Genomic DNA, 13316 nt, shown 5'->3' with positions numbered 1-13316 from the left:
GCCATGAAAAAGGGGGTAACGATCAAGGATATAGCGAAGAAACTGCATATGTCGGTTTCTACGGTGTCGAAGGCCTTGAACAACGATCCGTCGATCAGTGCATTGACGAGCGAGCGGGTGAAGGCGCTGGCGCAGGAGCTGAACTACGTGCCCAATGAGGCGGCGCGGCATTTCAAGCTGAGCAGGACGTTCACGCTGGGGCTCATCATCCCTGACATCCTGGATCAATATTATGCCTTCGCGATCAACGGCGTGGAGGCGGTGGCGGAGCAGCGGGGATATCATGTGATCCTTTCGCAGTCGCACGAAGACGTGGCCACGGAGCAGAAGATCGTGGATGTGATGGTGCGCCACCGGGTAGACGGGGTGATCGTATCGGTCACCAAAAACACGGTAGACATGCAGCCGTTCCGCAAGCTGCTGCAGATGGGCATTCCCGTGGTATGCATCGGTCGCGAGCCGAAAGGGGGGATGTTCGATTTTGTGACGTCGGATAACCATGAAGGCGGTTTCGCCGCCACGGATTTCCTCATCAAAAAAGGCCACCGGCATATTGCGCACCTGATGGGGCCGGAAGGCATGCGCACCAGCCACGCGCGTTATGAAGGGTACAAAGCGGCGCTGGAGGCCAACGGCATCCCGTTCCGGGAAGAGCTGGTGAAGGCGGTGGACCTTACGCCCGAAGGCACCTACCGGGCGATGGAAGAGCTGCTGCAGTTGGCTGAACCACCTACGGGCATTTTTACTTTCAAGAATTATATTACGCTGGAAGCGCTGCATTACCTGAAAACGCAGCGGCCGGAACTGCTGGAAAAGATCGGGTTTACCGGTTTCGGCAACCTGCCCATCCTGCATTACCTCGATCATAAACCGCTGGCCTCGATCGAAGAAAGTTCGTTCGAGATCGGGGAGGAAGCGGCGCGCATTTTGTTTGAGCGGATGTCGGAAAAGGACGAGGAAGAGCCCACACAATACCACAGCAGGCAATTACCCTGCCGCCTGGTAGTGCACGATCACCTGTAAATCCACAGCAGCATGGGCCTGGCGCTCCTGTCGAGGTAAGGCTGTATGGTGGAGAAATAGGCCGGGTTGAGCGTGGGGCAACCGTCGCTGCGGCAGATGCCGTGGCTGACTTCCACAGAGGGCACACAGTCGTGCCCGTGCAACACCACGAATCTTTTATACGCCTGGTTATTGCTGGCATCGAGCCCGTGCAGTTTGTAAGCGGTGCCGAAGCGCCCGCTGTATTTGGCGCCGATGGCGTATTTGCCGGGCGACGAGCAGCGGCTGCCGGGCTCATTGGAGAACGCGACTGCTTCGGTACGGAAATCCGGCCCCTGGCCATGCGCCACCAGCGAGCGGGAAATGATGCTGTCGCGCTGCAGGTCGTACAGCACAAAGCGGCGCCTGCCGGAAAATACACTGAAGTCGATGAAACATGCGTAACGTGTGTTGTAGCGGCCGGTGGCGGCGAACCTTTTCAGTTCCACCGCTTTTTTGCGCAGCCGCGTTTCGTTGAGGGGCGGCGGCGCGGTAACGGCGGGCGGGCCGCTGCGGGGCTCCTTGCGGGCGCCGGGTTTTTTGTCGTTGCAGGCGAGGCATACGATGGATATCAGGATGGCGGTTCTGATGTGCATGCTGTAAAGATGTGAATATTTCTTTTTTCCATAAACAACTTTTGCGGGCCGGCGGCTTCGGTGGTCCCATACCCGCGCACCCGCCGCATTGAAAAGCCGTTTCATTACGCGTCCGGCCACCGGCCTGCTCGATGTTACTCCCCCGATCATGTTCTGGCGGCGGTGCGCCCGCAATTTTTTACCGCCCCGCTTTTTGTTACATTTGCCCTTGCGATCAATCGGACATGAAAGTATGCATTGCTGAAAAGCCAAGCGTGGCAAGGGATATAGCCGAAATTCTGGGTGCGAAGCAACGGAAAGACGGGTATTATGAAGGGAACGGGTACCAGGTGACCTGGACCTTCGGGCATTTCTGCACCCTCAAGGAGCCGCACGATTATGTGGCCGGCTGGAAAACCTGGAGCCTGGGCGACCTGCCCATCATCCCGAACCATTTCGGCATCAAGCTGATCGAAAATTCGGGTGTGCAGAAACAGTTTAAAGTGATCGAAACCCTGGTGCACCAGTGCGAAGAAGTGATCAACTGCGGTGACGCCGGGCAGGAGGGGGAACTGATCCAGCGCTGGGTGCTGCTGAAAGCAAAATGCCCGGCCCCGGTGAAACGGCTCTGGATTTCCTCGCTAACGGAAGAGGCTATACGGGAAGGATTCAATAAACTGAAAGATGCGGCGCAGTACGATAACCTTTATGCCGCCGGCAGCGCCCGCGCCATCGGCGACTGGCTGCTGGGCATGAACGCCACCCGCCTGTTCACCAAGAAGTTCGGCGACGGCAAGGCCGTGCTGTCCATCGGCAGGGTGCAAACGCCCACGCTCGCCATGATCGTGGCCCGCCAGAAAGAGATCAACGCCTTCGTGTCGGAAGAATACTGGGAGCTGAAAACCATCTACCGGAAAACGGAGTTCACGGCCACCATCGACCGCATCAAACAGATCGACCGCGCCAACAAAGGGCTGGCGTACCTGAAGGAACATCCCTTCGAGATCACCAGCTTCGAGCGCAAGGAAGGAAAGGAAGGTAACCCGCGCCTGTTCGACCTGACGGCCCTCCAGGTGGAAGCAAATAAAAAATACGCGTTCTCGGCCGACGAAACGCTGAAACATATCCAGAACCTGTACGAAAAAAAACTGGTGACCTACCCCAGGGTAGACACCACGTACCTGTCCGAAGACCTGCATCCGAAAATAGCCGGCATTTTGCAGGACATGACGCCCTACAAGGCGCTCATCGCCCCGCTGCTGCAGCAGCCCATTCCCAAGCTCAAAACCGTGTTCGACGATAAAAAGGTGACGGATCACCACGCCATCATTCCCACCGGTATGTACCCGGAAAACCTGCCGCTCGACGAGAAGCGGGTGTACGACCTGGTGGCCCGCCGTTTTATTGCGGCCTTTTATCCCGAATGTAAAATCGCCAACACCACGGTACTGGGCAAGGTAGGCCAGGTGGAATTCAAAGCCACGGGTAAACAGATACTGGAGCCGGGCTGGAAGGAAGTGTACGCCAACGACGCCCCGGCGCAGAAAGAAGGCGAGGAGGAAGAAGAGAAGGAGAAGATCCTGCCCGTGTTCGAGGTGGGCGAAAGCGGCCCGCACGAGCCGCGCGTCCACAAGGGCAAAACGACGCCGCCCAAACCCTTCACCGAAGCCACTTTACTGCGCGCGATGGAAACCGCCGGCAAGCAGGTGGAGGACGAAGAGATGCGCGAACTGTTGAAAGACAACGGCATCGGCCGCCCGTCTACCCGCGCCAACATCATCGAAACGCTGTTCCGCAGAAAATATATAGAAAAGAAAAAGAAGAACATTTTCGCCACCCAAACCGGCATCGACCTGATCGACACCATCCACAACGAGCTGCTGAAAAGCCCCGAACTGACGGGTAACTGGGAACGCAAGCTGCGCCTCATCGAAAAAGGGGAGTACCAGATGGAAACGTTCAAGCAGGAACTGGTGCAGATGGTGGTGGAGCTCACCCACGAGGTGAAAAACAATGCCGGCAGAACCATTTCCATTGCGGCGGAGAAGCCCGCCGCCCCGGCAAAGGAAGAAAAGGAAAAAGCGCCGAAGAAAACCGTGGAGGAACTGCAATGCCCCAAGTGCAAGACCCGGCTGCTCAAAAAAGGGAACACGGCCTATGGCTGCGCCAATTTCTCGGTATGCGGGTTCAAGGTCCCGTTTGAGGTGTTCGGTAAAAAGCTGAGTGAAAAACAGGTGACCGACCTGGTGACCAAGGGTAAAACCGGCAAGATCAAAGGCCTGAAAGCCGGGGAAGGTGAGGTGGAAGGGAAGCTGGCGCTCGATGGCGGGTTTAATCTCATCGTGGAACAGTAGCGGCCGGGCGTATAAATGAACCGTATCATCTGTGATGGGAATACAAAGAGCAATGGAATTGTGCTTATCTGCACGGGAGGCATACTAATACCGAAGCAAGAAAACACCAACTGATTTGTTGTTATACAGCCTGTCCGAAAGAACCTACTCCGGAAATCCCAACATCCCCTGAATACTGCCTGGCACGTGCCGTTTTTTTACTTTCCGCGCCGGCGCCAGTACAGAGAGTACTTCCTTGCGCAGCGTCATATTAACGGAGGAAGGAACCACACCCGCTTTCACTTCATACACTTTCGTTTCCTCATACCGCGATGCCACTACGATTTCCACGCCGTTCGCGTGGCGGGTGAAGAGCTCGTGCACCAGTTCGGGCGAGTTGTTGTCGCGCGAAAGGTGGGCCAGCAGCAGCAACTGCAGCGTCTCCGGCCGGCAGGTGTTGAACAGTTCCAGCGCCTGGATATTGGAAAGATGGCCGTGCCCGCCGCGGATGCGGTTTTTCAGGTAGATGGGGTACCGGCCGGTATCGAGCATATGCGGGTCGTAATTGGCTTCCAGGAAAGCGGCGTGGCATTTCCCGAAATGGTGCACCAGCTGATCGCAGGGTGCGCCGATGTCCGTAAACACCCCAATGCGCACGCCGTTACAACTGATGAGAAAACTATGCGGGTCGGCCGCATCGTGGTATTTGGTGAAGGGCACTACCTCCAGGTTGCCGACCGTCACCGGTTCCAGCGCCCTGAACGGAAGGCCCGTCAGCGCCATACCGCTGTGCCGGAGGGTGGTGTTGGTGATATACACGGGCAGCTGGTATTTTTTGGCCAGCTGCGGCACGCCCCGGATGTGGTCGATGTGCTCGTGCGATACGAACAGGGCTTTCACTTTCCCCATATCGAGACCGATCCGCTGCATGCGGCGCTCCGTTTCGCGGCACGAAATGCCGGCGTCGATCAGCACCGCCTCGGTGGCGTTGCCTACGTAATAACAGTTTCCGTTGCTGCCGGAATTAAGTGATGCGATGAATAATGACATGGATACGCAAAGTAACCGGATTTCCGCGATGAGGCAAAATTAATTGAAGGCGGCAGGGCGCGGTTAAGAACTGTGGAATCTATTTATCTTTGCATTAATATTTTATTTAATGCAGAAGTATGTCTTGTTGGATATCGATGGGGTGATGGTGCCGGCCTCCGGCTGGAAGCCGGTTGAATTGCATCCGGACGGCTTTTATATGTTTAATCGGCTGGCACAGAAAAATCTGGGCAGGATTCTCATGGAAACCGGGGCCAGTGTCATCTTAACGACTACCCACCGGGGCAGATATAAAAATGATGAGTGGAGGGAGGTATTCAGGAGACGCTTTCAGTTTGCCGTCAACGTGCAAACAATTGACGATGTATATCCAAAGGTAATCGCCCGTAAGAGCTTCATACCTCAACCGGGCACGGTGACATGCATCGACTCCGGATCAAAAAAACGGGAGCATTCGAGGTTTTGTGACGTCGTTGGCTGGTTAGCCATGTATGGAGAGAACAGGTACGTCATCATCGATGACGATACTTCGCTGGATGCGTTGCCGGCTGCTGTAAAGCGGCGTTGGGTAAAGACTTCTCCAGCAATCGGGCTGAACGATGAAGCCGCAGAAAAGGCGCTTACAATATTAAATGAGTTTTGATGGGGCTTGGTTGATATGCCCGACATCCATGTAGTTGGCCGGTGCTGAAGCAGTACGGGGCTTCCGGGCTCATTAATCCGAACAGGGCGCCGCACTCGGAGCCCGTCATCCCATACCGCGGCATGGGAAGCAAAGATGTTCAGCGGAACCGTCAATTCACATCGTACGGAATGGTCACCAGCATTTCGATTTTGCCGTCGGGAAGGGCGGTGATGTCGAAACGCCCGTCGTGCAGCTCGGCCACGTAGGCGATGAGGCTGCAGATGCGCTGGTCGAGGTAGGCCTGGAGGCTGTCTGAATGGAACGTTTTAATGGAAGAGGAAAGGGAGTGGTCGTTGGCATTGGCGGTATAAATGCCTTTGAGCTCCACGAGATCTTTTTCAAAGGTGATGGAGAGCTGCGGCCGGTCCTGCGCCACGCTGTTGCGCTGCATGCGGAACAGCATGTTCAGCAGCAGCTGTTTGACCAGGAACTCATCCACATACGCCACCTCGCGGTTATCTTTCACGTTATAGCTCACCCAGTCCGCAAAAAGCGGGGCATACCGGTCGTCGTCCACCACGTTTTTCAGCAGCAGCGCAATTTTCGTCGGCGCCCTTTTCGAAGTGAGGGAGTTATTCAGGATGTGCTGTATGATGCGCACATTCTGTAAAAGAAATTCCAGTTCAATCACCTGCGACTTGATCGCACCGGCCTGCCGGTTGATCTTTTCACCGTTTTTTTCCGTGCTGGCCTGCCCCGAACCATATAGTTCGATCAGCTCAACACTGGATAAAATCCCGGAGAGAATGGACCTGATTTCATGGAAAACATCTTCAATTAACCCCTTGTTTTCAGGAAATTTACTTGCTCCCGTTGAAGAAGAAATCATTATGCAACCCTTGTTTATGTATTCAGTTTTAAATAGGACACGGCTATGCCGGTGTTAACGTGTTTTTTAAAATTACAATTTTTTAATTATAACAGTTCATTTTTTATAACGCCGCCGGCAAGTTTTGCACGGAGCCCGGCATCGAGCGGCTTGCCGCCGAGCACGTCCATATGGCGCTGGTGGTGCAGGTCGGTGCCGGTAAAGGCCACCAGCCCGGCATCCAGCAGCTGCAGGGCCATCTTCTGCACCCGGCTGCCGTAATAGCCGTAAAGCGACAGAATGTTCACCTGCAGCTGCACGCCCGCCTCATGCAGCTCGTGGTAAAAGTCGAGGTCGTGGTGCAGGTACATGTACCGCTCCGGGTGGGCGAGTATCGGCTCGTAGCCGGCCATTTTCAGGTTGAAGAAAATGGTGCGGTAGTTGAACGGCAGCGCCACAAACGAAAACTCCACCAGGATGTACTGCCCGTTGATGGTGAGCAGCTGCTCCCGCCCGTTGAGGAGCGATTCGAAATAATCGTCCATCAGGTATTCGGCCGCCGCGTCCAGTTCCGTGGTGATGCCGGCCTCCAGGGCGGCGGCCCGCAGCCGGTCGAGCGCGGGCAGAATCGTGTCCGGGCCGTTATTGTATAAGCCGGACATGATGTGCGGCGTGGTGATCAGTTTGGTATAACCCAGCGCGCCCAGCTGCCGGATGAACGAGAGGGCGTCTTCGGTGGTCTTCACCCCGTCGTCGAGCCCGGGGAGCAGGTGCGAATGCATATCCTGCCGGTAGATCTCAAAATTGTCAGAACGCATTTTTTTCTCCTCTTATGGTGTTAGCCACCGTTAAAAATATGATACGAAGGTCGAGGTAAACCGACCAGTGCTCCATGTACCAGATGTCGTATTCCACTCTTTTGCGCAGGTGGCTTTCTTCGGTGATCTCGCCGCGGTAGCCGTTTACCTGCGCCCATCCGCTGATACCCGGTTTCAGGTAGTGGCGGATCATATACTGCTGAATGATGCGGGAGTATTCCTCGGTATGTTTCAGCATGTGGGGGCGCGGGCCGATCACGGACATGTCGCCCGCCAGCACGTTGAGGAACTGGGGGATCTCGTCGAGGTTCGTTTTACGGAGGATGCGCCCGATGCGGGTGAACCGTTTGTCGTTCCGCGTGGCCTGCTTTTCGTTCGCGTCCCTGTTCACATACATGCTGCGCAGCTTCAGGCAGCGGAACGTTTTATTGTCGCGGCCGGTGCGGTGCTGTACGAAAAACACGGGCCCGCGGGATTCGAGTTTGATCAGCAGCGCGAGCAGCGGAATGAGCCAGCTCAGGAGGAATACCGTCACCAGCGAGCTGAACAGCAGGTCGAACAGCCTTTTGCGGATGCGGTTGGCGATGTCGTCGAGCGGTTCGGAACGCAGGGAAATGATGGGGATGTCGTTATGATAATCCACGTAGATCTGCCGGTTCACGAACATCTTGAAGTCCGGCACAAACCGGAAGTGAATGAAATGCTGCTCCGCCTCATACGCGAGCGTGTACAGGTACGGATGCTGCTCGGGCGACAGGGTGGAATAGATCTCCCGGATGTTGTTGGACTTGGCGTACGGCACACAGTCGCGGAGGTTGCCGATTACCGGGTAATACGACAGCTCCTGTACTTTATGGTATTCTTCGAAGTACCCTTCGAACTTCAGGTTGCTTTTTTCGGCCAGCAGGTTGTCCGCCAGTTTTTTCGACATGTCGTTATATCCCAGTATCACCATCTTCCGCTCGATGTTCTTGCTTTTGAGCAGGGAATTGGTGATCCAGGAAAATACGAGCCTGCTGAGGATGACCGCGATAATGAACAGGGCGCAGTACATCATCACAAAAAAACGGGAATACAAATGGCCGTAGAGGAACAGGAAGCCGAGCAGGACGAGCAGGTACAGCACGATGGCCTGCACGGTTTTTCGGGCCATCCTTTCATAGGAAAGCCCCTGGCTCACGGCAAAGATGCCGGTGGTATACAGGGAAACGGCCCACGCGATGTTCGATACGAGCAGGAAAGCGTCTGCGCCGGTATGCTCCTGGAGGTCGTACTGCCTTACCTGGAAGCCGGCTATAAAGAAGATGGCGTTCAGGAAAACGAAATCCGCCACAATGATCTGGATGAGGCAGATCTTAAGATATCGGTTCAGCATAGTGTGTTAAATTGGATTGAACAACGGTTTCTTCGAACCTGGCCATCACGCCGCCGATGGCCAGGTTGCTGGCGGCGTAGGCCCTGGCGTTGCGCACCAGCGCTTCTACGTTGCCTTCTGCGGCCCGGCGGACGCCTTCGTTGAGGGCCTGCTGGTTTTCGGCATCCACGAGGATACCCATCTGGTGCCGGTGCACGAGCTCGTACAGGCCGGAACCAGGGTTGGCCGTGATGAGGGCCAGGCCGCCCACGGCCAGGATGGTGGTGAGCTTCGAGGGCATCACCAGGTCGCTGGCGCCGGCCTTCTGTATCACCAGGTGCACATCGGCCATATTGAGAAAACGGTTGAATGTTTCGAAAGGCTGCAGGGGCATGAAATACACGTTGGCCAATTGCAGTTCTTCCGCCTTCGCCTGCAGGTTCGTTTTATACGGCCCGGAGCCGCAGATCAGGAACTGCACGCCGGTATTGGCCTGCGCCGCATACAGGATGGCTTCGAGCCCCTGTTTTTCCCCGATGGCGCCGGAATACAGGAAGATAGTATCCGTGGGGGCGAAGCCGTATTCCTGTTTCAGCGCGGCCCTGCCGTCGAGGGGATGGAACAGGCCGGTGTCTACCCAGTTGGGGAAAAACAGCACGTCTTTGCCGGTTTTTTCCTGTATCCTTTTCATCATGCCGTCTGAAATACTGCTCACCACGTCGGCCCTTTTCAGGATGTATTTTTCGAGGCCCAGCAGCATGTTGATCACGCGGCCTGATTTGATCATCTGCAGGTCGCGGGCGGCCTCTATCTGCAAATCCTGGATGTGGTAGAGGAAGCGGGCGCCCCGCAGTTTTTTGTACAGCACGGCCAGCAGGCCGAGGTGGAAGGCGGGCACCACGGAGATGACGATGTCGTACTTTTTGCCGGGCAGCAGCTGCACCAGCTTGAAGAACGCCGACAGCCAGAAAGAGGCGTCGAGCAGGATCCGCTTTTTACCGGAAGGCTCGGCGGGCACGTATTGCGGGCAGCGGAAGATGGTGAGCCTGCCGCCGAAGGCTTTTTCGGTGGTGTACCATTTGCTGCCTTTGCGGTACGGCTCCTGCACCTGCCATTGCGGGTAATAAGGGTAGGAGGTGATCACCGTGCAGTCGTACCCGTTATTGACCAGCCATTGCATCATTTCACCGTTGTATTTGCCGATACCGGTTTGCTCCGGGGCGTAGTTACCGCCAATCAGTAAGACTCTTTTATTATGCATGGGCATGAATGGTTCTAGTTCTAACAACAGCCGCCGGGTTGCCGGCGTATATCTGCCAGGGCTCCAGGTTGCGCGAAGCCACGGAGCTGACGGTCAGGATGGCGTGGGTGCCGCAGTGCACACCGGGGCAAACGACCGACTGCGCGCCGATCCACACGCCGTCGTCGAGCGTGATCCTGCCCAGGCGGTACGGGAAGTCGCGGCGGGTGTAGTCGTGGTTGCCGGTGAGCAGCAGCGCGCCCTGCGAGATGCATACGTGGTTGCCGATGGTCACGTCCTCGAGGTTGTCGATCCAGACGGACTCACCAATCCAGCAATGCTCCCCGATCTCCAGCCGCCAGGGATTCTTGATCCGTACCTTGGTTTTGATGACCAGCCCTTTGCCGACCTTCGCGCCGAAGAGCCGTAGCAGCCCGCGCTTGAAGCCGTACGGCCAGGGCAGGGCGCTGTTGAAAATGTAATAGTTCACAAAATACCAGGCCAGCACCTTCCAGCGCGGGCCGGGCGAATAATTGCCGGTGTTGAATGCAGATAGATCGGTACGCATATCAGATGGCGATGTTGTAATCTTTTCTTAATAATTCGATCAGCCTTTCGCGGCTGGTGTCTCCCTGGAGCTTGTCTTCAAACTCCTTCAGGTTCACGTCCACCAGCAGGCGGTACCAGTACCCCTGCATGAAGTGGAAAACAAAACCGCGGTACCCGTCCATAAAGCCGAACCGCAGGAAATAGCGGAAACAGAAATAGAGGGAGGCGCGCGCGCCGGGGGAAAGGGCGGAATACACCTTTTCTTTCAGGAACCGTTTCCGCCGGGCCTGCGAGCTTTCGGAGCCGAGCAGGCGTTTGTCCTCCTCCAGGAAGCGGTACTTGATATTAAGCAGGTCCACCATTTCGCGGATGGCGTAGTTGTTATGTTTGTTCACCCACCAGTGGATGGAATTGAGGTTGTGGTCCACGATGTGCTCTTTGAGCTGCATTGTTTCACCGCCGGAAATCACTACATGTTCGTCCATCCACCGCTGCTCGATGCTGCCGGCGGCGTTGCGCCAGATGCGGAGCAGGGTGTGCGGGTAGAAACCGCCGTAGCGGATCCATTTTTCCTTGAACAGCACCTTGCGGCGGATATAGATGCCGGTTACTTTGGCGGGTATTTCGATGCTGTTGATCTCTTTGACCAGCGCCGGTTCAAGGTATTCGTCGGCGTCCATGCGCATCACCCAGGGCGTGCGGATGTCGCAGTTGTCGAGCGCCCACTGGAACTGGTCGGCGTAGTTGATCCATTTCCGCTGGTGGACTTTCGCATTGTACCGCGCGGCGATCTCCAGCGTATCGTCTGTTGAAAAGGCGTCGATGACGTAGATTTCTTCCGCCACCTGCCGCATGCTTTCGAGGCAGCGGGCCAGGTGTTTGGATTCGTTATAGGTCAGTATGATCACTGAGATTTTCATGGCTTAATTGCTTTGGGCGCGGCTGGCCTGCAGGTGCTGGTACATGCCCAGGTAGCCGTTGGCCAGGGTGGTTTCGTTAAAGTCGTTGCGGATAATGGCGGCGGCCGACTGGTGGATGCGGTTCCTTTCTTCCCAGTCCGCATGCGCCGCGTTGAGTTTGTTTTTTACTTCGTCGATGCTTCCGATGCCGGTCACCCAGCCCAGCCGGTTGTCGTTCACATACCGCGAAAGGCCTACGTGCTCGCTCACCAGCACCGGCGTACCTACCGCCAGGCTTTCGATCACCACGATGGCGAAATTTTCGTTGTGGGAGGTGAGGGCGAAGAGGTCGGAGCCGGCGAGGAAGGAGAATTTTTCTTCGTTGTTCTTCCAGCCCACCCAGTCCACTTTTTCAGTCAGCCCCAGCGCACCGGCCTTTTGTTTCATCTGCTCCACGTAGCTCTCTTCGCCCGAGCCCGCCACCTGCAGGCGGAAAGGGAAATCGACCTTCGCCAGCGCGGCCAGCAGGATGTCGAGGCCCTTTTTGGGGTCGATGCGCGAGAGGAAACTGATGGTGAATTCCTGGTTCTGGCTTTTGGGATAGCCTTCGCCGGGCAGGTCCACCAGGTTATAGATCATGGCGCCGTTCCAGCCGCTGTTCACCCGCAGGCATTCGTCCCATTCCATATGAGAGCTCACGTGCAGGTGGGTTTTGCTCAGCAGGAATTTGCCCACGGTATTGTGCAGTATTTTTTTCTTCAGCTGGTTCCTGCTGTCGAACACGTAGTCGCAGAGCATGCCGTGGGGGCTGAGTACGGGTTTCACCCCGCGCAGGGTGCACATCAGGGACGCGCCCATGATGAGCAGGTTCCACCACGAGTGCATGTGTACGGCGTCGTATTGCCGCACCGTTCGCCAGGTAGCTTTCCAGAGCCGGGGCGATACGTGGGTATGGTCGCCGGTGATGCGTTTGAAGTACAGGATCTTCACCCCGTTCATCATCACGGGTTTTTCCAGCGGCACGTCCAGCTCCGATTTGCCGTTGGCGGTGGTGGTGTAGACGGTCACGGAATGCCCCAGCTGCACCAGCCTTTCGGCCAGCTTCGCGATGCACACCACCGGCCCGCCGTATACATATGCCGGTTTGTAAGACGGCACTATAAAAAGAATATTCATGTCAGAACTTATGGCCTTTGTAAGTAAGCTTTTGATAGATCCCTTTCAGGTTTTTGAGTTTGGTGAACAGTTCGATAAAAAAGGTGCCCACCGACCGTTCGTGCAGCTGCAGCTCGTCGATCATCCGGAAATGTTCCATTCGCATCTTTTCTGTCATTGACACGGAAAACGAGCTGCCGTGGAGGCGGTATTCGCCGAGGGGCAGCGGTACGTAGGCCTTGCGCACGGAAGGGTCGAGGCAAACGGACAGCAGGAATTTCGAGTCCGCCACGTATTTGAGTGTTTTGTCGAAACCGCCCGTACGGTCGTACACTTCCCTCGTCCAGAAAGAACTTTGCTGCGCGAACGGCACCCGCCGCAGTTTGCGGATGGCGCCGTGGGGCAGGTTGATGCCTTTGTACCGGAAAATGATGCCGCCCGTTTCGGAGATGTAGTTGACGTCGCCGAACACGAGGTCGCACTGTTTATTTTCGAACTGCTCCACTACTTTCTCCAGCGCGTAGGGCAGCAGCCGGTCGTCCGCGTTGATGTAACAGAGAATGTCGCCCGTTGCCCGGTCGAAGCCTTTGCGCAGCGCGTCGTACATGCCTTCGTCCTTTTCGGAGAAGACCACGTCGATGAGCCCGCGGTATTCGTTCACGATGGCCAGCGTATGGTCTGTCGACGCGCCGTCGGCCACGATGATCTCGAAGTGCTGATAGGTCTGCCCGAAAATGCTCTCCAGCGTTTCACGGATGAATTCCTGGCCGTTGTATACGGGAATGACGATTGAAACAAGTTTTGACATA

The 13316-nt window shown here is 56.1% G+C and carries 13 protein-coding genes; 3 read left to right on the top strand and 10 right to left on the bottom strand.

Annotated features, from left to right (window positions below; genetic code table 11):
* The first annotated feature begins 3 nt into the window (after window positions 1-3).
* On the top strand, window positions 4-1023 hold the full coding sequence (locus tag EGT74_RS15340; RefSeq protein WP_123847463.1) for a LacI family DNA-binding transcriptional regulator: 1020 nt from the start codon (window positions 4-6) through the stop codon (window positions 1021-1023).
* Here the strand turns inward: EGT74_RS15340 and EGT74_RS15335 are convergent.
* Window positions 1014-1637 carry a murein L,D-transpeptidase catalytic domain-containing protein gene (locus tag EGT74_RS15335; RefSeq protein ID WP_158618172.1) on the bottom strand — a complete coding sequence of 208 codons (624 nt, stop codon included), beginning with the start codon at window positions 1635-1637 and terminating at the stop codon, window positions 1014-1016. The two genes, EGT74_RS15340 and EGT74_RS15335, sit on opposite strands and share 10 nt — an antisense overlap.
* Window positions 1638-1861: 224 nt before the next feature.
* Here EGT74_RS15335 and EGT74_RS15330 point away from each other — a divergent pair, with 224 nt between their 5' ends.
* Entirely contained in the window at window positions 1862-3970 is a 2109-nt protein-coding gene (locus EGT74_RS15330) for a type IA DNA topoisomerase (protein WP_123847461.1), read from the top strand.
* A 144-nt stretch (window positions 3971-4114) separates the two neighbouring features.
* On the opposite strand, the gene EGT74_RS15325 is transcribed toward EGT74_RS15330, so the two are convergent.
* Window positions 4115-4999 (bottom strand): MBL fold metallo-hydrolase, encoded by an 885-nt coding sequence (locus EGT74_RS15325; RefSeq protein WP_123847460.1) that lies wholly within the window; start codon window positions 4997-4999, stop codon window positions 4115-4117.
* A gap of 109 nt (window positions 5000-5108) precedes the next feature.
* Here EGT74_RS15325 and EGT74_RS15320 point away from each other — a divergent pair, with 109 nt between their 5' ends.
* Complete coding sequence (locus tag EGT74_RS15320; RefSeq protein WP_123847459.1) at window positions 5109-5642, top strand: HAD domain-containing protein; 534 nt, start codon at window positions 5109-5111, stop codon at window positions 5640-5642.
* Window positions 5643-5793: 151 nt separating this feature from the next.
* Here the strand turns inward: EGT74_RS15320 and EGT74_RS15315 are convergent, their stop codons facing one another.
* From EGT74_RS15315 to EGT74_RS15280, 8 genes are all read right to left on the bottom strand, one after another.
* On the bottom strand, window positions 5794-6513 hold the full coding sequence (locus EGT74_RS15315; protein WP_123847458.1) for an ATP-binding protein: 720 nt from the start codon (window positions 6511-6513) through the stop codon (window positions 5794-5796).
* A gap of 86 nt (window positions 6514-6599) precedes the next feature.
* Window positions 6600-7310: a tyrosine-protein phosphatase gene (locus tag EGT74_RS15310; protein ID WP_123847457.1), complete on the bottom strand. Its 711-nt coding sequence runs from the start codon at window positions 7308-7310 to the stop codon at window positions 6600-6602.
* The gene (locus EGT74_RS15305; RefSeq protein WP_123847456.1) at window positions 7300-8685 is read right to left on the bottom strand and encodes an undecaprenyl-phosphate glucose phosphotransferase; all 1386 of its coding nucleotides are present in this window, start codon (window positions 8683-8685) and stop codon (window positions 7300-7302) included. Before EGT74_RS15305 ends, EGT74_RS15310 begins: the two co-directional genes overlap by 11 nt.
* Window positions 8666-9925 (bottom strand): WcaI family glycosyltransferase, encoded by a 1260-nt coding sequence (locus tag EGT74_RS15300; RefSeq protein WP_123847455.1) that lies wholly within the window; start codon window positions 9923-9925, stop codon window positions 8666-8668. The genes EGT74_RS15305 and EGT74_RS15300 overlap by 20 nt, the downstream gene beginning before the upstream one ends.
* A complete protein-coding gene (locus EGT74_RS15295; RefSeq protein ID WP_123847454.1) occupies window positions 9918-10472 on the bottom strand; it encodes a WcaF family extracellular polysaccharide biosynthesis acetyltransferase in 555 nt (184 codons plus the stop codon). The genes EGT74_RS15300 and EGT74_RS15295 overlap by 8 nt, the downstream gene beginning before the upstream one ends.
* Before the next feature lies 1 nt (window position 10473).
* Window positions 10474-11373: a glycosyltransferase family 2 protein gene (locus EGT74_RS15290; RefSeq protein ID WP_123847453.1), complete on the bottom strand. Its 900-nt coding sequence runs from the start codon at window positions 11371-11373 to the stop codon at window positions 10474-10476.
* A gap of 3 nt (window positions 11374-11376) precedes the next feature.
* The gene (locus tag EGT74_RS15285; protein ID WP_123847452.1) at window positions 11377-12528 is read right to left on the bottom strand and encodes an XrtY-associated glycosyltransferase XYAG1; all 1152 of its coding nucleotides are present in this window, start codon (window positions 12526-12528) and stop codon (window positions 11377-11379) included.
* Window position 12529: 1 nt separating this feature from the next.
* Window positions 12530-13315 (bottom strand): glycosyltransferase family 2 protein, encoded by a 786-nt coding sequence (locus EGT74_RS15280; protein ID WP_123847451.1) that lies wholly within the window; start codon window positions 13313-13315, stop codon window positions 12530-12532.
* Between the last annotated feature and the right edge of the window lies 1 nt (window position 13316).

Origin of the sequence: Chitinophaga lutea (assembly GCF_003813775.1) — a bacterium.
Classification (GTDB): domain Bacteria; phylum Bacteroidota; class Bacteroidia; order Chitinophagales; family Chitinophagaceae; genus Chitinophaga; species Chitinophaga lutea.
This window is presented reverse-complemented; position numbering and strand designations above follow the sequence as displayed.